This is a genomic window from Candidatus Binatia bacterium, from assembly GCA_029243485.1.
Classification (GTDB): Bacteria; Desulfobacterota; Binatia; order UBA12015; family UBA12015; genus VGTG01.
This window is the reverse complement of the sequence record JAQWRY010000088.1, coordinates 137,243-160,329: the sequence shown is the minus strand read 5'-3', so window position 1 is coordinate 160,329 and position 23,087 is coordinate 137,243. Positions and strand designations below refer to the sequence as shown.

Annotated in this window: 19 protein-coding genes; 10 read left to right on the top strand and 9 right to left on the bottom strand. The window is 65.5% G+C overall.

The features are described 5' to 3' along the window. From P8R42_29155 to P8R42_29130, 6 genes are all read left to right on the top strand, one after another. Complete coding sequence (locus P8R42_29155) at nt 1-1,533, top strand: carboxyl transferase domain-containing protein (protein ID MDG2308667.1); 1,533 nt, start codon at nt 1-3, stop codon at nt 1,531-1,533. Between the two features lie 91 nt (nt 1,534-1,624). Further along, nucleotides 1,625-4,300 carry a biotin carboxylase N-terminal domain-containing protein gene (locus tag P8R42_29150; GenBank protein ID MDG2308666.1) on the top strand — a complete coding sequence of 892 codons (2,676 nt, stop codon included), beginning with the start codon at nt 1,625-1,627 and terminating at the stop codon, nt 4,298-4,300. A gap of 239 nt (nt 4,301-4,539) precedes the next feature. Then, entirely contained in the window at nt 4,540-5,040 is a 501-nt protein-coding gene (locus tag P8R42_29145; GenBank protein MDG2308665.1) for a BON domain-containing protein, read from the top strand. A gap of 54 nt (nt 5,041-5,094) precedes the next feature. Continuing rightward, nucleotides 5,095-5,778, top strand: coding sequence for an SDR family oxidoreductase (locus P8R42_29140; protein ID MDG2308664.1), 684 nt, complete (start codon nt 5,095-5,097; stop codon nt 5,776-5,778). Further along, nucleotides 5,779-6,921, top strand: a complete 1,143-nt coding sequence (locus P8R42_29135) for an acyl-CoA/acyl-ACP dehydrogenase (GenBank protein MDG2308663.1) — start codon at nt 5,779-5,781, stop codon at nt 6,919-6,921. Then, nucleotides 6,918-8,159 (top strand): acyl-CoA dehydrogenase family protein, encoded by a 1,242-nt coding sequence (locus P8R42_29130; GenBank protein ID MDG2308662.1) that lies wholly within the window; start codon nt 6,918-6,920, stop codon nt 8,157-8,159. Before P8R42_29135 ends, P8R42_29130 begins: the two co-directional genes overlap by 4 nt. Before the next feature lie 237 nt (nt 8,160-8,396). On the opposite strand, the gene P8R42_29125 is transcribed toward P8R42_29130, so the two are convergent. Both P8R42_29125 and P8R42_29120 read right to left on the bottom strand, forming a co-directional pair. Next, the gene (locus P8R42_29125) at nt 8,397-9,641 is read right to left on the bottom strand and encodes a cytochrome P450 (GenBank protein ID MDG2308661.1); all 1,245 of its coding nucleotides are present in this window, start codon (nt 9,639-9,641) and stop codon (nt 8,397-8,399) included. A 2-nt stretch (nt 9,642-9,643) separates the two neighbouring features. Continuing rightward, nucleotides 9,644-11,065 (bottom strand): S1 RNA-binding domain-containing protein, encoded by a 1,422-nt coding sequence (locus tag P8R42_29120; GenBank protein ID MDG2308660.1) that lies wholly within the window; start codon nt 11,063-11,065, stop codon nt 9,644-9,646. A 96-nt stretch (nt 11,066-11,161) separates the two neighbouring features. Here P8R42_29120 and P8R42_29115 point away from each other — a divergent pair, with 96 nt between their 5' ends. Next, nucleotides 11,162-11,950 (top strand): enoyl-CoA hydratase-related protein, encoded by a 789-nt coding sequence (locus tag P8R42_29115; protein MDG2308659.1) that lies wholly within the window; start codon nt 11,162-11,164, stop codon nt 11,948-11,950. Nucleotides 11,951-12,102: 152 nt separating this feature from the next. Here P8R42_29115 and P8R42_29110 read toward each other — a convergent pair whose 3' ends face one another. Beyond that, complete coding sequence (locus P8R42_29110) at nt 12,103-13,236, bottom strand: acyl-CoA dehydrogenase (protein ID MDG2308658.1); 1,134 nt, start codon at nt 13,234-13,236, stop codon at nt 12,103-12,105. Nucleotides 13,237-13,248: 12 nt separating this feature from the next. Continuing rightward, a complete protein-coding gene (locus tag P8R42_29105; protein ID MDG2308657.1) occupies nt 13,249-14,463 on the bottom strand; it encodes an acyl-CoA dehydrogenase family protein in 1,215 nt (404 codons plus the stop codon). A 143-nt stretch (nt 14,464-14,606) separates the two neighbouring features. Here P8R42_29105 and P8R42_29100 point away from each other — a divergent pair, with 143 nt between their 5' ends. Further along, nucleotides 14,607-16,217, top strand: a complete 1,611-nt coding sequence (locus tag P8R42_29100) for an acyl-CoA synthetase (GenBank protein MDG2308656.1) — start codon at nt 14,607-14,609, stop codon at nt 16,215-16,217. Between the two features lie 11 nt (nt 16,218-16,228). On the opposite strand, the gene P8R42_29095 is transcribed toward P8R42_29100, so the two are convergent. Together P8R42_29095 and P8R42_29090 are read right to left on the bottom strand one after the other, a co-directional pair. Beyond that, on the bottom strand, nt 16,229-17,389 hold the full coding sequence (locus P8R42_29095; protein MDG2308655.1) for a glycosyltransferase family 2 protein: 1,161 nt from the start codon (nt 17,387-17,389) through the stop codon (nt 16,229-16,231). A 29-nt stretch (nt 17,390-17,418) separates the two neighbouring features. Further along, complete coding sequence (locus P8R42_29090) at nt 17,419-18,855, bottom strand: sulfatase (GenBank protein ID MDG2308654.1); 1,437 nt, start codon at nt 18,853-18,855, stop codon at nt 17,419-17,421. 77 nt (nt 18,856-18,932) lie between these two features. On the opposite strand from P8R42_29090, the gene P8R42_29085 reads away from it, so the two are divergent. After that, nucleotides 18,933-19,946, top strand: coding sequence for a glycosyltransferase family 2 protein (locus P8R42_29085; GenBank protein ID MDG2308653.1), 1,014 nt, complete (start codon nt 18,933-18,935; stop codon nt 19,944-19,946). Between the two features lie 3 nt (nt 19,947-19,949). On the opposite strand, the gene P8R42_29080 is transcribed toward P8R42_29085, so the two are convergent. The 3 genes from P8R42_29080 to P8R42_29070 form a co-directional block, all read right to left on the bottom strand. Next, nucleotides 19,950-20,864, bottom strand: coding sequence for a class I SAM-dependent methyltransferase (locus P8R42_29080; protein ID MDG2308652.1), 915 nt, complete (start codon nt 20,862-20,864; stop codon nt 19,950-19,952). A gap of 75 nt (nt 20,865-20,939) precedes the next feature. After that, nucleotides 20,940-22,406, bottom strand: coding sequence for a M20 family peptidase (locus P8R42_29075; protein ID MDG2308651.1), 1,467 nt, complete (start codon nt 22,404-22,406; stop codon nt 20,940-20,942). Between the two features lie 73 nt (nt 22,407-22,479). Next, a complete protein-coding gene (locus P8R42_29070; protein ID MDG2308650.1) occupies nt 22,480-22,701 on the bottom strand; it encodes a hypothetical protein in 222 nt (73 codons plus the stop codon). 67 nt (nt 22,702-22,768) lie between these two features. Here P8R42_29070 and P8R42_29065 point away from each other — a divergent pair, with 67 nt between their 5' ends. Then, nucleotides 22,769-23,083 (top strand): hypothetical protein, encoded by a 315-nt coding sequence (locus P8R42_29065; protein ID MDG2308649.1) that lies wholly within the window; start codon nt 22,769-22,771, stop codon nt 23,081-23,083. Nucleotides 23,084-23,087: the final 4 nt, after the last annotated feature.

Here is a 23,087-nt window from a genome sequence, read left to right as displayed (position 1 = left end):
ATGGACGGCGGCGGCCTCGCCCGCATCCGCGTTCAGCACTCCAAGGACCGGATGACGGTCTTCGAGCGCATCAAAGTGCTGACCGAGAAAGAACCGAACCTGTTCTGGCAGAACTGGGGCCCGAACCTCGACGGCGCCTCGCTGGTCTGCGGCATCCTCGACATCGGCGGCCGCGACGTCGCCGTCTACGGACACGACTTCACTCTGCGCGCCGGCTCGATGGACGCGACGAACGGCGCGAAGCTCGCTCGCCTCATCTACATGGCCGGTGAGCGCGGCATTCCGCTGATCGGCATGAACGACTCCGCGGGCGCGTTCGTTCCCGCAGGCGTCGGCGGGCTCGACGGCTACAGCGAAGCGTTCACTGCGCTACGCCGGATCAGCGGCGTCGTGCCGAGCATCAGTCTCATGTTCGGCTACAACGCCGGCGGCGGCTCCTACCTGCCTCGCCAGGGATCGTTCATGATCCAGTGCGAAGATACCTTCATCGGGCTGACCGGTCCCGGCGTCGTGAAGAGCGCTCTGGGAGAAGACGTCTCCGCCGAGGACCTCGGCGGACCGGGCATCCACGGAATGAACGGTGTCTGCGACGTCACGACGAACGACGAGCTGGGCTCGCTCCGAACGGCGATCCGACTCCTCGGTTACCTGCCCGACAACAATCACACCGCCGCACCCTTCGCGCCGACCTCCGACCCCATCGATCGCTTCACGGTCGAAGAGGACATCCTCTTCCGGAAGACGTTCAACTCGCCCGCGGGCATGAACGCTCCGCTCGACATCACGCTGTTCATGCAGCAGATCTGCGATCACGGCGAGTACTTTGAGCTGCAGGAGGCTCGCGCGCGCAACCTCGTCACCGCGTTCGGCCGTATTGGTGGCCACGTCGTCGGGTTCGTGGCCAACAACTCGCACGTCTCGTCCGGCCAGATCGACGTCCACGCCGCACGGAAGGGCACCCGATTCATCCGGTTCTGCAACGTCTACAACATCCCGATGATCTTTCTCGAGGATACGACGGGCTTCCTGCCCGGCAGTGAGCAGGAATCCCGCGGCATCGTCCTCGAGGGTCGGAAGTTCCTGGACTCGATCATCGACCTCCGCACCCCGTCGATGACGTTGATCATTCGCAACGCGTTCGGCGGCGCGTACGCGAGCTACAACTCCCACTTCGTCGGCGCTAACACCGTCTTCACCATGCCGCATGCACGCGTCGCGGTCATGGGGCCCGGCGGCGGCAAGGAATTTGTCTACAAGAACGAGATGCGCGCCGCGGAAGCCGCCTACAAGAAGGCCGTCGCGGGCGGCGCCTCCCAGGAGGAGGCGGCCGCCGAACGCGACGCCGCGCTGGCCGAACTAACCAATCGTTACGAACGCGAATTGATGAACCCGAAGGAAGCGCTGTCCCTCGGCTCCATCTCGCGAATCGTCATGCCGGGCACGAGCCGCCGGGTGCTGGCGAAGAACCTGGATTTTCTCATGAGGACGTACACGCCCACGGCGATGAGCGGCCCGCAGCGCGAGTTCGAGTAAAGGGAGCCTGCACGTGTTGGATCGAAAGCTCGAACCCATCGCCCCCGGCAACGCCGGTTCCAGCTGGATCGATTCGTTCTCCCTCGCGGAGATGAAGATCCTCGTCGTCTGCCGCGGCCCGGTCCGTCAGGAAGCCTTCGAGGTCTTCGACCGGATCGGTGTCGGCGAGTACGGCATGCTGCTTTCCGAGAAAGACTCGGTCACGTACGCGCGCTGCCTTGCCCCGGAACTCCGCAGCCTTCGCTTCCCTTCCAATGTCCATCGGGTCGCGGACTACATGGGCAGCGGCCAAGAAGAGAAGCTCGAGCGCATCGATGAGATCATCGAAATCGCAAAGAGCCGCGGATACACGCACCTCTTCGCCGGCTACGGATTCATGGCCGAGGACGCCGAGTTCATCGAGGCCATCGAGAAGGCCGGACTCGGCTTCGTAGGTCCGTCTTCCCAAGTCGCGCGCCGAGCCGGCGCCAAGGACGAAGCCAAGAAGCTCGCCCGCAGCCTCGGGAACGCCATCATTCCGGGCGTCGACGACATCAGCTCGCGCGCACTCGCCAAGACCGCGAAGGACAAAGGCGGCCTCGAGAAGCTCGCGAAAAGGCACAATCTCACCTTCAAGTGGGACGGCGACCAGACGGTCGAAGAGAACGGCGAGAACCTCCTCCAGGAGGCCTACGGCGCGACGGTCGAGCTCGTCACAATTGCCGAACTCCAGGCGATGGCCGCGACGATCAGCGCCGAGATGTGGGAGAGCCACGCCGGCTACCGCATCCGCTTCAAGCACATCGGCGGCGGCGGCGGGAAGGGCCAGCGCGTCGTCTCGTCGCCCGATGAGATCGATGCGGCCGTGATGGATGTGCTCGCCGAATCCAAGGTCGTCGAGCCCGGCTCGAATCGGAACTTCCTGGTCGAGCTCAACATCGAGAGCACCCGCCACAACGAGATCCAGCTCATCGGCAACGGCTCCTGGTGCGTCGCCCTCGGCGGACGCGATTGCTCGGTGCAAATGCACGAGCAGAAACTGTTGGAAGTCTCGCTCACGGCCGAACTCCTCGATGCCGAGATCGCGCTCGCGAGCGCAGCGAGCCAGAAGAAGGCCGTCGAGATCCTCACGGGCGACAAAGGCTGCCTCGATCGCATGGAGAAAGAGGGCGAGCGCTTCGGTGAAGCCACCGGCCTCAACTCGGTCTCCACCTTCGAGTGCATCATCTCGGGCTTCGACCACTTCTTCATGGAGATGAACACCCGGATCCAGGTCGAGCACGTCGTGACCGAGCTCGCCTACCGGCTGAAGTTCACGAATCCCGACGATGCCGGGGAATCGTACTACGTCGAGGACCTGATCGAAGCGATGTGCCTGCTCGCGTCACATGGCGATCGCATGCCCAAGCCCGAACGCACGGTGCGAAACGTCTCCGGTCTCGAGGTCCGCATCAACGCGACCAACCAAGCACTACAGCCGCACGCCGGCGGCATGATCCGCTCGTGGTCGCCGCCGATCGCCGGCGAGATCCGCTTCGATCAGGGGATCGGCACGCGGAACCCGGACACGGGCGCGTTCATCTTCTACCGGCTCGCCGGTGCGTACGACTCGAACGTCGCGCTCGTCCTCACCGACGGCACGAACCGGCGCGACAACTACGAACGAATGGCCGAAGTTCTTCGCCGCACCTCCCTGCGAGGCGATGACCTGCAGACGAACCTCCCGGTGCACTACGGACTGGTGCAGTGGTTCCTCGGCAAGGGCGTGATGGCCGAACCGACCACCGGGTTCATGCAGCCCTTCCTCGCCGCCGTCGGCTCGCTGCAGAAGATCGTCGACGACGTGGATCTCGACATCGCCGTCGCAGAGCTGGTGAAGAAGCAGCCCGATGCCGAGGCGCGCAAGATTCTGGCAACGAAGCAAACCCTGCTTCTGCGCCCGATTGCGAAGCTCCTCGAGAACTCACACGTCCTTGGAGGCTTCCTCGGCCGATACGACGGCGACCTGTTCGCCCACGGCGATGGCGAAGTCCGATTTGTCGACAACCCAGTGCACTTCCTCGAACGGCTCTACCAATTCCTCGACCTCGAGCACGTCGGCGCGAAGCCGCCCTCCGAGCGCATCTGGGACCACGATCAGGACATCATGGACTCGGCGCTCGCGTTCTATGCCGAGGTCGAGAAGCGCACGGGCGCACGGACGGCGGCCGAGCTCGAGAAACTCTTTTCGGAGAAGCCGTCCAAGAAGCTGACCGAAGGTGACGACGAGTTGTGGAAGCGCGCTGTCGCCGCCCACCGCGGATTCCAGGTCGGACTCGATCTTATGCTCCTCATCCCTCGAATCGGGGCGCACTCGGGCTTTCTCGAGATCACCGTCGGCGACGACCTCGTCCCTGTGTTCCCGGAGCGATTCCTCGACGAAGAAGCCATGGTTCCGAATCTCCGGGCGCTGGCACCGCCGCCGCAGGCAAGCGCCGATGAGATCGTGACGCCGATGGGTGGCACTTTCTACGCGCGCGAGGCTCCGCACATGCCTCAGCTCATCGACGTGGGAGATCACTTCGAGGCCGGTGAGCCGCTCTTCATCATCGAGGTGATGAAGATGTTCAACAAGGTCTCCGTGCCGTTCTCCGGAACCATCACGAAGAACCTCATGGTAGATCAGGACGCGACGGTCGTGGCCAAAGGCCAGCCGATCTTCAAGATCGAGCCGGATGAGCGCTTCGAACCGGAGTCTCCGGAAACCATCACAACCCGTCGCCGCGAAGTCACACTCGGGCTCCTCTAGCGCAGCGCCGTAACATCCGTCTCGCGGCGGGAGTAAACTCGAACCGCGAATGGACTCCACCGAAGAACAGCTTGCCCACTATCGGGAGTACAGGTTCGTCATCCTCGAGAACTCCGAGCTCGAGGCCCTGAGCTCAGCCCTCCAGCCGTATCTCGACCTCGGCTATCAGGGCCGGAACGGCTTCGAGGGGGCGGCACGGCAGGACGAGCGATTGGACACGGATCATCGCGAGTGGGGCCATGGTGGTCACGATGCTGCTCACCGCAGGCGTCTCTCCGGCGATCGGATTTCTCCCCTACCGGAGGATGCTTCAAGCGGCGCGAAACCCCGAGCAGCCGCTCGCATTCGTCCATGACAAGATGCTGCGGACCTCGCTGCGCAGGGCACTCGTCGAGGCGGATCCCGTCACCGCCCTTTCCATCTCCCCTTACGTCTTCGGCGGGCACGCCTATCTGGTCGGCTGGGTGAAGAACGGCGAGGAGCGCTCGGCGCTCGAGAATGCGGCCCGCGGCGTGTCCGGCCTGGCGTCGTTCAGTTCGTACCTGCCGACCGAGCCGTCCGACGCGCCGATTAGCACCGATGAACTCGCCCTGGAGGCGAAGGCCGAAGCGGCGATCACGGTGGACTCGCAGGCCCACCGGATGAACGTCTCCGTCGATGTGCTCGGCACGCACGCGGTCCTGGTCGGAATCGTCCCCGAGCCGGGCAGCGAGAAACTACTTCAAGGCCTGCGGCCCTAATCCTTCGCCGTCGCCCTTCCCCTCCCCCACCCTCTTCGTGGTAGACGCACCCTCATGGGAGAGCGCCTTGCGGGCAAGCGAGCCGTCGTCACGTGCGCCGGCGACTACATGGGACCGGCCATCTGTACGCTCTTTCGCGAGGAGGGTGCGGATGTCGTCGCGGACGAGCGCGATCTGACCGACGCCGCGGCACCCGCCACGCTCATTCTCGAAGCCGGCCACGTCGACATCCTGATCGCAAACCTCTCGACACCGGCCGACCTCCAGCCTGTCGTCGAGATCCAGGACGAAGCCTGGGTTGGTGCGTTCGACGGCATGGTGCACCCACTCATGCGCCTCGTGCGGGCCGTCCTCCCGCAGATGATGGAACGCCGCGCCGGGAAGATCGTGGCGATCACGAGCGCGACGCCGCTCCGCCCGATCGGTCCCGTCTCGGCCTACGCTTCCGCACGGGGCGCCCAGCACGTATTCCTACAGCACGCCGGCCTCGAGGCGGCGTCACACAACGTACAGATCAACGCGGTCGCTCAGAACTTCGTGAAGAACCCCGACTACTACCCCGAGGACAAGGTCGACGGCGAGGGCTTCCAGGCGTTCCTGAAAAGTCTCTGCCCCACCGAGCGATTCGCAGAAGGCAGCGAGAGCGCAGAACTTGCCCTCTTTCTCGCGAGCGAGAACAGCAACTTCATCACGGGGCAGATCATTCCCTTCGCCGGTGGCTCGGCCGTGAACGTCTGAGTGTCCCGCTCACCGTTCACAGCGACCGAAGCCGCGGGCCTAACGGTCGAGCAGAGGGAGTTCCGGAACACCCTGCGTCGTTTTCTCGCAAAGGAGGCTCCACCACCCGCGGTCCGAAGCTGCATGGAAACGGACGACGGCTTCAGTGCGGAACTCTGGGAGCAACTGTGCAACGAGATGGCGCTGCCGGGCCTGGCCGTCCCCGAGGACCTCGGCGGCCAGGGCTTCGGCATTGCGGAGGTTGCGATCGTCGCCGAGGAGCTGGGCCGAGCACTGACGCCGACTCCGTACTTCGCAAGTGGAATCCTAACCGCTCGCGCCGTGACCCACGCGCCGGCGGGGCGCGCGAGAGACGAGCTCCTGTCTGAGATCGCGCGCGGCACGACAGCGACGCTCGCTTGGGTCGAGCCTCACGGGAGCTTCGATCTCGACGCGGTCTGCATGACACGCGACGAAGAGAGCGGCACCGTGACGGGAACGAAGACCTTTGTCCTGGACGGGCACTCGGCGGACCGGCTCCTCGTGATCGTTCGCGGCGGGCCCGAAGGCCGGCTGCAACTCGTTGCGGTCGATCCCAGCGCTCCCGAGGTTACGCGCCGCAGGCTCCAGACCCTCGACCGCACCCGCCGTCTCGCGACGGTGGACTTCCACCGAGCACCCACGATCGAGATCGACCCGAGCGCGCGCGACGCACTCGCGGCGACGCTCGCGGAGGCCGCGGCCGTGCTTTGCGCCGAAAGTGTGGGCGGCTTCGGCGCTGTCGTCGAAGCCGCCGTTGCCTTTGCCCGCGAGCGTACTCAGTTCGGACGCGCCATCGGCTCGTTCCAGGCGATCAAACACAAGCTCGCGGATCTCTGGATCCTGTTCGAAGGTTCGCGCACGGCAACCGACGAGGCCATCGCGAGCCTCGTCCGCGGGGAAGCTCGAGCCCCCTTCGTCGCGAGTATCGCCAAGAGCTACGTAGCTGATGCCTACCGTGACGCTGCATTCGAGAACATTCAGATCCACGGCGGCAGCGGGTTCACCTGGGAAGTCGACGCGCATCTCTACCTCCGGCGGGCCCAATTCAATGCCGACTTTCTCGGAAGTCCGGCGTTCCACCGAGAGCGCGTCGCGCTCGAGTTGGAGACAATCCACCCGTGACTCGACGCGCCGACACGACGGACGAGGCCAGGTTTCGCGCGGAGGCGCGAGCCTGGCTCGAAGCGCACGGCCTCGCGTGGCGCGCCGAGGCCGAAGCGATTGGCTTCGGGCAGAAGCACACCCCAGAGGCCGAACGCGTTTGGTTCGAGCACTGCCGGGCCTGGCAGCGTACGCTCTACGACGGCGGCTGGGCCGCCCTCACTCTTCCGACCGAAGTCGGTGGCCGGGGGCTCTCGGTCCCGTACCGCATCCTCTTCGAGGAGGAAGCCGCGCGGCACCAGGTCACCGCCGGGTTCGTCGGTGCCAGCCTCGCACTCATCGTCCCCGCGCTGCTCACCTTCGGGAGCAGCGAGCAACAGGCACGATTCCTCGCCCCGGCCCTCCGGGGAGACGAGGCCTGGTGCCAGCTCTTCAGCGAACCCGAGGCGGGAAGTGATCTCGCAGGCCTTCGCTGTAGCGCCGTCGTCGATGGGGACGAACTCCTCGTGAACGGCCAGAAACTCTGGACGTCGAGCGCGCAGTTCTGCGAGTGGGGCTTCCTTCTCGCCCGCACGAATCCCGAGGCACCGAAGCACGCCGGAATCAGCTTCCTGCTTCTGGACATGAGGAGTCCCGGCGTCGACGTCCGTCCCCTCCCGACGATCACCGGAAGTCGGCACTTCAACGAGGTCTTCTTCACCGACGTCCGCGTCCCGCTCTCCCAGATCGTCGGAGGGATCGATCAGGGGTGGGGCGTGACGCGACTCGTACTCGCGAGCGAGTCCGTCTCGATCGGAACCAGCGGCCCCAACCGCGACAGCGCCGAGGACCTCGTACGACTCGCGCGCGAACGCGGACGCCTCAAGGAGCCACCGGTCCGCGACGCCGTCGCGGCCGCGCACATCGAGGAGCAGATCCTTGGATGGCTCGGCGAGCGGATCCGCACAGCGGTGCTCGACGGCCACGCCCCCGACGTCGATGGGTCGGTTCTGAAGATCCTATGGGCCGAAAGCCGGGCCCGCAGGAGCGACGTCGCCTTGGAGATCCTGGGCGCCGACGCTTTGCTCGATGGCACCGACGCCTACCGCGCCGGTTTCTGGCAGAACCAGATGCTCGATCGCTACCAGGGCCTGATCGGCGGTGGAACCGTCGAGGTGCACCGAAACGGGATCGGTGAGCGCGTTCTCGGTCTACCGCGTGAAACCCGTGAAGACCGCGAGGTCCCGTTCCGGGATCTCACCAAGAAGCCGAGCGAGTGAGGTCGGGAGGCGTCCTCCTCCTCTCCAGCCTCGCGGCTGGGGTCATCGAGTACACCATGATGGGGAACCATCTTCATCTGATCGTCGAGGCCCAAGACGAAACTGCGCTCTCGCGTGGAATGCAGGGCCTTTCGAGCCAGATCGCGAAGGGACTCAACAAACTCATGAGGCGCAAGGGGAAGGTCTTCACGGACCGGTCCTCCGAAGCCCCCGGTGGACCGGTCCCCGGCCGACCCCCTAGTCGATCCGGACGCGGAACTCCGCGAGGCCACGGAAGCCGGGGACCTGTTTCCAGACCTCTTCGCTTTCCGCCGCTCGAAGGTTCGGGTAGCGCGCGATCAGCGCACCGATCGCCTCCTGGGCCTCGACGCGGGCGAGGTGAGCTCCGAGGCACAGATGGGCGCCCCCGCCGAACGAGAGGAGGCGAATGTCCTGCCGGTCGATGTCGAAGCGGTCCGGATCCGGGTGGCCCGCGGGGTCGCGGTTTGCCGAGGCGAGCAGCGTCGTCACCGACTCGCGAGCGCCGATCTCGACGCCATCGATCTCGGTGTCCTCAGACGCGATTCGACCGGAGACCGTGACCGGTGGATCGAAACGCAGCATCTCCTCCACCGCGTTCGTGATTCGGGTCGGGGCGGCACGGATCTGCGCGAGCGCTTCGGGGTGTTGCAAGAGAACGCGGGTGCCATTGCCGATCAGGTCGGACGTCGTCACATTGCCTGCGATGAGGAGCAGGTTGCACATCGTCACCAGCTCTTGCTCACTGAGACGATCTCCATCTTCCTCGGCGGCGACGAGGCGCCCGATCAGATCGTCGGCGGGAGTTTCGCGGCGGCTGGCGATCTCTCGAAGGAAGCACTCTTCGAGGGCCGCGTATCCCTCCTCTCCCAGCCGCTGCGCTTCCTCGCTGGCGAACGGATTGAAGAACGCGGCACTCGATGCCTCGGACCACGCCTTGAAGCTCTCCTGCCGCGCAGGGTCGACACCCAGGATCCGTGCGATCGCAATCGCCGGGAGCGGTGCCGCCAACGCCTTCACGAGATCGAACTCGCGCTCGCCCGCTCGATCAACGGCGTCGAGCAGCTCCGCCGCGACCTCCCGCACGACCGGGCGCCATTCCTCTGACCGCCGCGGCGTGAACGACCGGCTCACGAGGTTGCGAAGCCGCTGATGATCCGGGGCGTCCAGGAACAACATGGACGGCTCTTGATCGTCGTCCGCGAATCGTCGGACGGGATCATCGGGCAACGACTTTCGCGGGTCGACCCAGTAGTTCCGCGCACGCAGAACGTCCTCGACATCCGTGTGACGGGAAAGCACGACCCGGTCGAACGTCCGGTCGCGATGGACCGGGCACTTCTCGCGCAGCTCCTTCAGAACCTCGTGCGGTCGCTCGCGAAACACCGGGTCCAGCGGAAGGAGCCGTAGCCCTTCCGGAATGTCCTCGCCCGGATCGTGCTCGTCGCGCTTCGACCGCACCATTCCTACTTCTTCCTCTTGAGCAGATCCCCGAACGTTCCGAGACCGCTCCCGCGGTTCAAATTGTCGACGACCACCTGGGCCTCGCGCCGGTCCTGTGCATCTTCCTCATCGCGCTTCTGGCGCGCGCCTTCGACCATCGACAACCCGAGTCGTCTCTTGTTCGGATCGACATTCACGACCGTCACGTCGATCTCGTCTCCGACCTTCACGACTTCGCGCGGGTGGGCCACGCGGCGGTCGAGGGACATCGCCGAGACGTGCACCAACCCGTCGAGCCCCGGCTCCAGTTCCACGAAAGCGCCGAAGGCTTCGACCTTACGCACCTTGCCGCGCGCTGTGAGGCCGGCGGGGTAACGCTCGGCCGCCGTGCTCCACGGGTCGGCCGCGAGCGCACGAATCGAAAGACCGATCTTGGCGCGACCACCGTCCTTCGCCGCCTCGATCTTCACGACCTGCGTCTCGACCTTCTGTCCGACCTCGAGAACTTCGGAGGGATGCTCGACCCGCGCGTGCCCCAGCTGGCTGATGTGAACGAGCCCCTCGACACCACCAACGTCTACGAAGGCGCCAAATTCCCGGATCGAAGTCACCTCGCCCTGGACGACGGCACCAACCTCCAGGCGCTCCCAGGTAATCGCCGCTTGTGCCGCCATCTCCTCTTCGAGGAGGTCGCGACGCGAGACGACGATGTTCCGTCCTCCGGACTCGATCTTGGTGACGCGGAAGCGCAGACGCTGACCGATCCACGCGTCGGGGTCACCGTCGCCTCGACGACGGTCCATCTGGGATGCGGGACAGAACGCGCGCTGCCCGGCGACCTGCACATCGAACCCACCCTTGTTCCGACCGGTCACGACGCCCTCGATCGCGATCGCGTGCTCGAGGGCTTGTTCGAGTTCGCCCGGCACGCGACCGCCGCGCCCGAACGTCCGTTTGAGGACGATCGAGCCGGATTGGCTTCCGTCATCGGTGATCGTCGCCTCGACGGTGTCGCCGATAGACAGCGTGTGCTCTCCGGTCTCCTCGTCGCGAAACTCGCCGAGACCGATGGCCGCCTCGGCCTTGCCGCCGAGAGCCACGAATGCCGTTTCCGGGCCAACTGCGACGACACGGCCCTTCACGAGCGCGCCGACCTCGAGCCGGGCCTGCTTGGTCTCCTTGGACTCGCTCTGAGCGAACATCGCGGCGAAGTCCTCTTCGGCCTCGGGCTCGGGCGCCGGCTCAGGCGTGGTCTCGGGCGCCGGCTCAGGCATGGTCTCGGGCGCCGGCTCAAGCGTGGTCTCGGGGACGGGAGTCTCCGCAGCCGCCGAACCGTCCGTCGCTACTGCTGCCTCAGGCGCGGGCTGCGGGACGGGAGTCTCCGCGCCCACCGAACCTCCCGTCGCTACCGAGCCCTTTTCGTCGTGACCGTGATCATCTGGCATGCCGGAGACTCTAGTGCACCGCCCCCCGGATCGCATCAAAGCGTTTGGCACCTGCCCCGGCTGGCGCGGATCCCCCAGGGGACGTTAAGCCTCCACATGAGCAATGCACCGATCCTCATCGAGCGCCGCGACGCCGTCACGATCCTCACGATCAACGACGCTCCGTACAACCGGATGTCTCTCGCCTTCATGGACGAGTTGGAGCGGCTCGTCGCGACGATCGCAGCCGACGAATCCGTCCGCGCCGTCGTGATCACGGGAGACGGCGACCAAAACTTCTCGGTCGGGATGAACTTGAAGCAGCTCCCGCAGGGCATCAAGGAGAAGGGCAGCGCCGACGCCGTCTTCAACCAACGGCTGCGCGTCATCGCTGCGATCGAAAACATGGGCAAGCCCTGGATCGCGACGCTTTACGGCTACTGCCTCGGAGGCGGGCTCGAGCTGCCGCTCGGATGTCACTTCCGTCTCGCGGCGGAAGAAGGCGCGAAGATCGGCCTCCCCGAGATGGACCTCGGAACGGTCCCGGCGTGGGGAGGCAGCGCCCGACTCGTGCGCTGCGTGGGACGGGATCACGCGATCGACATGATCCTACGCGGGAAGAAGATTTCCGGGCCCGAGGCGCTCCACATCGGGCTCGTCACGGAGGTCTGGCCCAACGCCGAACTCAAGGACCGCGCCATCGCACTCGGCGAGGAACTCGCTGCGCAACCGAGACTCGCCGTGAAAGCGATCCTCGACTGCCTCGTCGGCAGCGAAACTAAAACGCTCGAAGAGTCGCTTCGGGACGAGCGCGCGGCGGTGCACGCCAACTCCGGGACGGCCGACCAGAACGAAGGGATCCTGGCCTTCCTCGAGAAGCGCAAGCCCGTCTTCAACCAGTCCTGAATCTCCACCACGCGGACGCCGAAGTCTCGTCTCGGCGGTCTTGACCCCGCAGCCCGGCAACGCGCACGCGCGAGAGGACCTCGCCCGCGTACGACGAGGGCGCCAGTAGCGAAGGTCGCGCCCGGCCCCGGGAGGGACCGGACGCGAACAGATCAGTACCCCTGCAACGTCGCGAAGCGATCCCGGTGGTAGCTCGCGTCGCCGAAGGTGAGCTCCTGAACACGAGCCCGCTTCAGGTAGAACCCGATGTCGGCCTCGTCGGTCATGCCGATCCCGCCGTGCATCTGCAGCATCTCCCGCGCGATCAGACTTACGGCGTCCGAGCAGCGCGCCTTCGCCACGCACACGAGTGTCGGCACATCGGGGCCATCGTCGTCGATCGCACTCACCGTCTCACGCACGACGGACCGCGAGAGCTCGAGCTCGGCGAACATCGCCGCGGCCCGGTGCTTCAGTCCCTGGAACGTTCCGATCTTCACGCCGAACTGCTCACGGGTCTTCAGGTACTCGATGGTATGTTCGAAGGCTTCGGTCATGAGACCGAGCATCTCCGCGCAAAAAACCGCCGTGGCGCGATCGAGAACCGGATCCAGAACATCTGCGCCCTGGTCGACGGTACCGAGCACCACCTCCGCTGCGACGCCATCTAACTTCACAGTCGCCGCGTTCCGATTGTCGACCATCGTGGTGCGCGTGATGGTGAGACCCTTCGCGGGTGCGTCGACGAGGAACAAGGTCAATCCGTCTCGATCGCCCGACGAGCCCGACGTCCGGGCGACGACGACCAGCCGGTCGGCGACGTGACCATCGAGAACGAACGTCTTCTCCCCCGTCAGAACCCAGCCGTCACCGGATTTCTCCGCCTTGGCCGTCACTGCGTAAGGAGCGAACGTCGCGCCTTCGTCCAGAGCAAGGGCAAGCAGCGTCTCGCCACGGGCGACACCCGAGAGGATGGGATTACGAAGCTCCGCGGGCGCGCCGGCGCGCACGCAGCCTCCGGCGAGAACGACCGATGCTAGGAACGGAGACGGCGCCAGTTTGCGGCCGCACTCTTCGAAGAGCACCGCCAGTTCGCCGAACCCGAGGGCACTTCCCCCGTTCGCTTCGTCTTCGATCAAACCCGCCCAACCGAGCTTCGCCATCTCGGCCCAGAGATCTCGCGAGAACCCCGTGGCGTCCTTGCCATCCCGCAAACCTCGAAGGTGCGTGACGGGCGCATTCGCCGCGATGAACTCCCGCGCCGTGCTCTGCAGAATCTGCTGCTCTTCGGTCAATGCCAGTGCCATGGAATTCCTCGCTCAGTCCGGCAGACCGAGAACGCGCTTTGCGATCACGTTCATCTGCACTTCCGACGTTCCGCCCTCGATCGAATTGCCCTTCGACCGGAGCCAGGCGCGCGTCTGCGCCAATTCGTGCGGCTCGAAGCCCTCGCCTTCCCAACCCAGAGCCTTGCTTCCGAGTGATGTCATAATCAGCTCTTGGCGACGCTTGTTGAGTTCGGTGGCGTACCACTTGAACATCGAAGCAGTATGGCCGGGGCCCGCCCCCGCCTTTGCTTCCTCACCCGCGCGCTTCGTCGAGAGCGTGAAGCAAATCGTGTCCATCTCGTTCTGCGTGAGCTGGTCGCGCAGAGTGACATTCGCGAGCTTCCCATCCTTCTGCGGCTGGTACTGAAGCGCCATATCCGCCATCGCGCGATACACCTTCGCGACCCGCTTCTTCTTGCCGGAGCGCTTTCCGCCCGGCCCCGCGCCGAAGCCAGAGATCATCGTGCGCTCGAACTGAAGGAGACGCTTCGCGATGGCCCAGCCCTTGTTCTTCTCGCCGATGAGGTTCTCCGCCTTCGCGCGGACATCCTCGAAGAAGACTTCGCAGAACTCGGACGCGCCACTGATCAGCTCGATCGGGGAAATCGTGACGCCGGGGCTCTTCAGATTAAAGAGGATGAAGCTGATGCCGTCGTGCTTGGCTGCCTCGGGATCGGTTCGAACCAGACAGAACATCCAGTCGGCATTGTTTGCACCCGTCGTCCAGATCTTCGATCCGTTGATGACGTACTCATCGCCGTTGCGCACGGCGCGAGTCTGGAGACCCGCGAGATCGGAACCGGCCCCGGGCTCACTATAACCCTGCGCCCAGACTGTCCGGCCGGCCGCGATGTCCGGTAGGAAGCGCAGCTTCTGCTCGTGGCTGCCGAGCTCGAGAAGAACGGGGCCGAGCATGTGCGTGCCGAAGCTGCCGCCGGGGACCTGCGCACCAATCGTCCCGATTTCCTGGCGCAGGACTCTCTCCTGTTCTTTCGAGAGGCCACCGCCCCCGTACTCCTTCGGCCAGCTCGGGCAGGTGAAGCCCTTGGCTGCACAGCGATCGAGCCATTGCTGGGCCTCCTCGCCGAACTGGGGAGATCCCCACGGGACGGCCTCCTCGCCCTCCCTCAGCTGCCGTTGCGAGACAGGGCAATTCTGCTCCAGCCAGGACTGGATCTCCTGCCGAAAACTCTCGAGCGAATCCATCGATGGACCTCCTTCAGGAAAGAGAGCCGGCGGTCGCCGGCCCACCCGAATTAGTGGCACTACGGCTGCCGATTGTCGAGATCGGGCCCCGGCGTGCCGATCGTCCTTGATCTCCTCCGCCCGCCAGTCGTACTCCTATCCGCATGACGGAATGGCACTTCGGAACCCTCTGGGAATCCATCGCGGACGTCCTCCCCGATCGCGCGGCAGTGGTGTGCGGCGAAGCGCGGGTGACCTGGCAACAATGGGAACACCGAAGCGCACGGCTCGCCACAGCATTCACCGCTGCCGGCCTCGCGCCCCACACCAAAATCGGGCTCTATCTCTACAACGGGATCGAATACACCGAGACGCAGTTCGCGGCGTTCAAGGGGCGACAGGTCCCGATCAACATCAACTATCGGTACCTCGACGACGAGTTGCACTATCTCCTCGAGAACTCGGACTCCGAAGCGCTCGTCTTCCATTCCAGTCTCGGCGAGCGCGTCGCGCGCGTCATGTCGCGCTGCCCCAAGGTGAAGCTGTGGATCGAAGTCGACGACGGCGGCGAATCCATCGACGGAACAGTTCCGTACGAGGACATGATCACCTCGCACGATCCAGCCCCGCGGATTCAGCGATCCGAGGACGATCTCTACATGCTGTACACCGGCGGCACGACCGGCATGCCCAAGGGCGTCATGTACAACATGGGCGGAATGGCGCAGAGCTTCCTGGCTTCGTCGTTCCCGGTTCTCGGACTCGGGCTGCCCTCCCGACCCGAGGAGACCGCGGGCCTGGTGAAGCAAGCGTGTGACGAGGGCAAGGGCATCGTGTCCATCCCCGCGTGTCCGATGATGCACGGCACCGGCGGTTGGGTCGGAACGATGATGCCTCACTGTGCGGGCGCGACCGTCGTCGCCCTCGAGAAGCGCTCCTTCGACGCGCATGAGCTCTGGACCACCGCCGGGCGCGAGCAGGCGAATCAGGTCGTCATCGTCGGCGACGCATTCAGTCGCCCCATGGTGAAGGCGCTCGAGGAGGCCAAGGAGGCCGGCACACCGTACGACACTTCACCCGTGAGGCTCCTCGTGTCCTCCGGGGTCATGTGGACGACCGAAGTAAAGGCGCAGCTCCTCGAGTGGGGCGACTTCATCCTTTTCGACGCGATGGGCTCGAGCGAAGGCTCGATGGGCAACCAGATCACCACGCGCGGGAATCTCGGAGAGACGGCCAAGTTTGCCATGGCGCCGACCACGAAGGTCTTCACCGAGGACGGGCGCCTGGTGGAGCCGGGCTCCGGCGAAACCGGAATGGTCGCCGCCGGCGGCAACGTGCCGATCGGCTACTACAAAGACGAGAAGAAGAGCGCCGCGACCTTCAAGACGATCGACGGCGTGCGCTACTCCTTCCCCGGCGACTGGGCGACGATCGAAGCCGACGGTACGCTCAATCTTCTGGGCCGCGGCTCGCAGTGCATCAATTCCGCCGGCGAGAAGATCTACCCCGAAGAAGTGGAAGAGGCGATCAAGCGTCACGAGTCCGTGGTCGATTGTCTGGTCGTCGGCATTCCGGACGAGAAGTTCGGCCAGTGCGTCGCGGCCGTCGCATCCGTGACGCATGGTTCCGACATCGGCGAAGCCGAGCTACGGAGCTTCACGAAGTCGAAGCTCTCGGCGTTCAAGGCGCCGAAGAAGGTCGTCGTCGTCGACAAGGTCCAACGCGCGCCGAACGGGAAGGCCGACTACAAGTGGGCCCGTTCGATCCTCGAGTAGGCCGGCCCCGCCTACGCGTCGTCTAGCGGCCGCACCGCCGGCTCCCGGCGACGCGGCAACGTGAACATCCGGAACACGAACGACAAGAAGAACGTCTGAACGCCAATTGCGAGCAACGTCGTCCCGATTACCACCGGATGAAGCGTCTCGGCCGGATCGAGCACACCGAAGCCCGACTCCATCCAGGACCACGCCACCGTGCCGATCAGGCCCAGGCCGACGAGGAACACGACCCCGGCGCCGATCAATCCGCGCTCCAAGGTAAACCCGCGCATCGGCCGCGTCATGATCGACGACGGCGGACCCAACTCTTCGGCCAACGCGTACAGCCGTGCCGCGACCGCTGCCCCGACTGCCTGATAGCCGACCAGAACGAGCAGACTGCCGACGACCAGGGTGTGGTACCGGACACGCGCCGGCCCGTAGGACGTGCCGATCCACATCGCGAACCCGGCCGCCATCAGCAAGAGCCCCGGAGCGAGAAGCGTCCAGCGCGGGGACAGCGTCAGCAGGAATCGCAGGTGGCGCCAGCCGTCGTGCCACGTCCGAAGATGCGGCGGGCGAGAGCGGCCGTCCGGGCGAAGGGTCGCCGGGACCTCCGCGATCCGAAGACCGAGAACCGTGGCCTTCACGACCATCTCGCTCGCGAATTCCATCCCCGTGGTCCGAAGGTGGAGGCCCTCGTACGCGCTTCGCCGCAGCGCACGAATCCCGCAATGGAAATCCGAAACCGAAGTACGGAAGAGCAGCCGGCCGACGGCGCTCAACACCGGGTTCCCGAGCCAACGATGAAGCGGCGGCATCGCGCCGGGTTGGATCTCGCCGAGGAACCGAGAACCCATGACCAGATCGTAGCCCTCACGCATCTTCTCGACGAACCGCGCGCCCTCCTCGAAGTCGTACGAGAAGTCGGAGTCGCCCATGATCACGACCTCGCCTCGGGCGGCCTCGAAGCCGGACATCAAGGCGCTGCCGTATCCGCGCTCGGCCACCGAGACGACGCGTGCTCCACAGCGTTCCGCGATCTCCTGAGAGCCGTCATCGCTGCCGTTGTCGGCAACGACCACTTCTCCTTTGTACCCGTGGTCCGCGATGCACTTCTGCGCCGCGAGAATACACCGCTCGAGCGTCTCTGCTTCGTTCAGACACGGAAGGACGAAACTCACGTCCAACTCGCTCCGGATCCTATCAGGAGATGCGGTCACTCGATGTACCCGATGGCCTTGAGCTGAGACCGGGTGTCGGCGTCCAATTTGGTTTTTTCCCCGCGCATCGTATCCAGGCCCGCCAGCGTTGCATCCAGGGCACCCACCAGCCGATCGGCTTCCTTCGCAGAATCGCTCGAACGGTCCTCGTGCTCGCCCCGATCGCGGCGACGATCGAACAGGAAGTCGGTCCGACCCGTCTTCGTACCGGAATACCGGATGAGCTTCCAACCACCGCTCTCGAGGCTCTTCGCCTCAACACCGTACGCGATGCTCTCACTGAAGCCGTCGAGCGGAGCCACCTTCCCCGCCTTCACCGCCCCGACGAGATCGATCCCCCGAAGGCCGAGCCCCGTGGTCTCGGCCTGGGCCAGCGCCAGGACCGTCGGGGCGACATCCAGGTTCCGAACGAGCTCCGAAACCCGCCCGGCCGGGACCCCCGGCCCCGACACGATGAGCGGCACGTCGGTCAATTCACCAAACAGCGACTGGCCGTGGCCCACACCCGCGATTCCCCGGGGGTCGAGATGCGTCTCTTTCTCGAAGTCGGTATGATCCCAGAACTCCTCGCCGTGATCCGAGGCCACGATGAACACGGTGGAATCCCGCATGCCGACCGCTTCGAGATGCTGCGCCAGCCGCGCAACCTGGGCGTCGACAAAATGGATCGAGGCGTCGTAAAGGTCGATCTTGTGCTCTCGGAACGTCTGAAAGGCCGAATCGTCTCCCACCTCTCCCTTGGAGAACTGCCAGCCGGCATGCGCGTGTTCGTGCGGCTTGCCGCTTACCGACGGGAACCGCGCCTGATGCGCCTCGGGCGGAAAGGTGGGCTCATGGGCATCGATGTAGTGGACGTAGAGGAAGAACGGGTCTGCCGGCTCCTTCGCGAGATGACTGTCGAGCTTTTCGATGGCGACATCCGTGACGGCCGCGGCATCCTGACGCTTCTGCGCATGCATCTCGAATCCACGAAGCAGCCCGAAGAAGCCGCCGGCATAGGCGTTCGCGACGATGCCGATCGTCTTGTAGCCGGCGCCAGACAGCTGCTCGGCTACGGTCGGGACATCGCGGCGCAATTTCGTCGAGCCCGTCTTCGACAGGAAGCGCGAGCCCGTCTCGTCGGGCTGCACACCGGCTCCGACTTCGGACGGGTACCGCGAGGTCCAGAGGCTCGCCATCGACGAACCGGTCCACGGCGCCTGCGAGATTGTGTGCTCGAAGACCAGTCCTTTCTTCGCGAGCGAATCGATGAACGGCGTCGTGTCGCGCTCGTACCCATAGGCGCCGACGTGATCCGCACGCAACGTGTCGATCAGAACGAACACGAAATTCGGAGGCTCGGGCGGGGGCGACGGCGTGCAGGCGGCAAGCACAAGCGCCAGGACGACCGCCCCGAGCGGCCGAACCCCACGAAAAGACAGGCCTGCGCGCATCCCGGGAGCTTATCTCAGTGACGCTCCCCCCGCACCAAGATTTCGTGGCTCCCCGAGAGGGGGGAGAATCGACGTCGGTGTCCGTCGTCGTCGTGAATTGGAACGGCGGAACCGAGGTCGTGGAGTGCATCCGGACCGTCTTCGCGCAGAGCCGACCGGCGGACGAGGTGATCATCGTCGACAACGCCTCGACCGACGGCTCTCGGGAAGCCATCGAGAGCACGTTCCCGACGGCCCGCCTGGTTCGAAGTGAGACGAATCGCGGCTTCGGTGGTGGCGTGAACCTCGGCGTCAAAGCCGCGACCAGCGAGTGGCTGGCCCTGCTGAACAGCGACGCCATGGCAGACCCCAGGTGGCTCGAGGAGATGCTGCACTCGGTTCGGGCGAGCGAGCGCTTCGGCATGGGCGCCTGCAAGATCTACCTGGATCGGCAGGGCGGCATTCTCGACAAGGTCGGCCATCGAATCGGCATCGACGGCCAAAACTTCGGCTGCGGCCATGGCCTGCCCGACGACGGGCGCTACGACGAACGGAGTGAAGTCGCATGGCCGGACGGGTGCGCGAGCCTCTGGCGACGCGACGTGTTCAATCAGGTCGGCGGCGTGGACGAGGAGTTCTTCGCCTACGCCGACGACGCCGATCTCGGCATCCGGTTCCGCCTCGCCGGCTGGAAGTGTGCGCTCGCCCCGACGGCCCTCGTCGAGCATCACCATTCCCAGACGCTGGGAGCGTACTCTCCCGCGAAGCTCTTCCTCGTCGAGCGGAACCGTATCTGGCTCACGTTCAAGTACTTCCCGTGGCACCTCATTGCGCTGAACCCGCTGCTTTGGGCCTGGCGCGCCGCGCTCACCACGCTGGGAGGTCGCAAGGATGCGGGCCCGTGGGCAAAGGTCTCCGCCGAAGAACGCTCTTCGGCAACCCGAGCTGTCCTTCGCGCCCAACTCGCGGGCTGGGCCGGCATCCGCTCGCAGCTGCGGAAGCGCGGAGAACTCGCGAAACGATGCGGGCCCGAATGGCGCGCACGCATGCGCACGATCTTGAAACGAGATCGCGTACCGCTCGCCGATCTGGCTCGCGGCGAGGTGCGTTGAACTTCAGCCGGCGACGCGGCAGCGCATCATTATCGATTCGCCGTGTCCGGCCGCGCTCTCGAGGAGCGTGAACGGAATCGCCGCAAGCGTGAGTGCAAGGTACCCCACGTCCCCCAGTAACGCGGCGGGGCCCGAACCGACCGTCCCCCGCGCGACGCGGGCCGGCGGGTAGGATCCCGGAGCAACGCTATTGGCCAGCGTCGCCGGGTTATCCCGAAGACAAAAGTGGTTCTCGGCGACGACCTCGAAGCCGGCACGCTCGAGCGTCATTCGCAGCGACTTCGGTGCGTAATTGATGAGGTGGCGCGGCGGGTCGAAGCCCGCCCAATGCCGCTTCAGGAGGGATGCGCCCCAACTCCCCGAGTTCGGGACCTGCACTACGAGTTCACCGCCGTCGGACAACAGTCGGCGTGCGGATTCGAGATGGGGACCGGCGGGACGGACGTGCTCCAGGAAATGGAACATCGTCACCAGCGAGAACGAGCCCGGCGCGAACGGCATCGCATCGGGGACGCCCCGAACGGCGGGAAAGCCACGCGCCGAAACGAAGCGAACCGCATCGTCGGCGGTGTCAAAGCCGATGCAGGGCCGACAGTCTATCGCTTCGAGGACCGAGCCGTCGCCGCATCCGACGTCGAGCAGGCCCTTCCAGCGGCCGGCGGCGCGCTGCTCACGAGCAATGTTCCCGACGAACCGAGCATGGTCGCGGAGGATGAGGCGTCGGTACCACTCGGTCAGACGCCCCCGGAGGTCCTCGCCACCGTCCTCGTCCTCTTCGGTCCCTCGCCAGAAGCCCTTGGGGTAGTACTTCCCCAGCTCTTCGGGAGGCGGCGGGGGCGACAGGAAGTACGCCCCACAATCCTCACACTCCTTCAGATCGAACGGGGCATTCGTCGTCTGAAACAGACGGTCGGTCACGGCCCAGCGAGGAGTGATCCGACTTCCGGCACATGAGGGGCAGGCTTCCGGCACCGAGGGACTTAAGCAGAAGGGCTATGGCTGTCGCACGCCTGCGTTCCGCAGGATCTGCGCGTACGCGCGGGTACCCTGGGCCAGGTTCTCGATGGAAATCCTCTCGTTGGTGCCGTGGAATCCTGCCGTGTCCGCCTGGGTGACCACCATGGGATTGAAGCGATAGGCGTCGTCGGCGATCTGGCCGTAGTGGCGGGAATCGGTACCGCCGACGGTGAGCCCCGGAACGACCGCGACGGGGCCGAACACTTGCCCCATCGCCCGGGCAATCGCGCGGAAGCCGGCCGAAGTCGCACTCGACACTTCCGAGGAGGGGTTCCCATCGCGCCGCACCCGAATCTCGACCCGCTCGTCATCCACGACACGCTCGACGTGCGCGATCACATCTTCCTTCGTGTCGCGCGGGTGGAGGCGGAAGTTCACGGTTCCGACAGCCTCGATTGGAAGAACGTTCTCTTTCACGCTCCCCTCCAACATCGTGGGCGCGATCGTCGTGCGCAGAACCGCGTTGCTCGCGCCGCCCGCAGCGAGCTGCGATTCGAGCAGGCCACCGAATAGCCAGCGTTTCGCGAAGACGAGCCGCGGCAGGAACGGCATGTAGCCCGCGAGCGCGTCCAGCGACTCCGCGGTAACTCCGTCGATGCCACCCGGCATCGGATTCTCCTGGAGGCGGACGATCGCGGCAGCGAGCACACCCACGGCGGTCTCCGGCGGCGGCATCGAAGAGTGTCCGCCCACCCCCTTCGCGACCAGGTCGATCGTGAGATAGCCCTTCTCCGCGACGTTGATGCTCGCAACCGGAACGTCGACACCGGGATACACGCCTTCGATCACGAAGGAGCCTTCGTCGAGCGACCACGCGAGCTGAACCCCCTGCGATCGCAGATGCTCAGTGATGGCGCCGGCGCCGTTCTGACCGCCGATCTCTTCGTCGTGACCGAAGGCGAGATAGACCGTCTGGGTCGGCTGAAAGCCGTCGTCGAGAAGCAGCGTTGCCGCATCGAGGATGGCGATCATCGCGCCCTTGTCATCGAGGGCCCCGCGTCCCCACACGTAGCCGTCGGCAATCTCGCCCGCGAAGGGCGGGTGTTCCCAGTCGGCCTCGCTTGCGGGAAGGACGGGAACGACATCGTAGTGTGCCGTCAAAAGGACCGGAGCTGCTTCCGGGTCGGTGCCGGGCCAGGTGAAGAGGACACTGAGGTCGCCCAATACGTCGCGTCGGAGTGCCCCGTGAACGGCCGGATACGCCCCCTCGAGCCACGAGATGTACTGCCCGAAGGGCTCGGGATCCTGGACCGCCGGCGGCCCGGGCGAGACGGTCTGGATCTGGATGGCCTCGGAGAGGCGCCGCGCGATCGCGCCTTCATCCACCGCAACGACGACACGCGCCACATCCGTCGCGGAAGACGATGCCAGCATCGCACGCACCGCCAGAACGGCCACCAGGACCAGCAGAAGCGCGCCGAGCGCCTTTCCAATTGTCTTCACGTCGAGCGACCCCTCCCCGCAGCGCGTTCCTATCCGCTCACGCGCCGCGGGGAAAGGGCGGCTTTCTTACGACTTACTTGCAGGCCAGGATCGGGCCCCCGGCCCGCTGGCACCCGTCGCTCGAGGCGACGCGCGTCAGGCCGTTCTCGTGCTCGACCCGGATCGAGACGGGGTCGTTGAACAGCCCGTTGATGGTCTGCTTCTTGAGCTGGACCTTGTACTTGTAGGTCCCCAGTTCCTTCTTGTTGGGCTTGAACTTGACCCAGATATTCTTGTCGGCCGTGCGGCAGTTCACTTTGTCCTTCTTCTCGAGGCACTAGGATGCCGGCAACACGACAGAGGAGAGCGTCCCACGCCTGCGGATGCGGGACGAAGCCCTCGACAACGTTCTCGGAAGCGCCGCACCGACGTCCCAGGTCCAAACCGTCATCGAACCGTTCAACGGCGGGGGCTCGCTTACCGCGCGGTGCCGCTGCCTGGTTCCGTGCGCAACGACCACCACGGGGGGCGCGCCCGCCGCTCTCGGCCGCGGGCTCTTGTACGAACACGGGCTCCTCGGGAGCGAAGGCGAAGCGGGCTCGAGCCACGGGCGCGACTTCGCGAGCGAGCACAACTTCATCGCCTGCGACACGCGCTGGTCGGGCTTGGCGGAAGAGAACCTCGCGCCGTCGAACTGAGCCC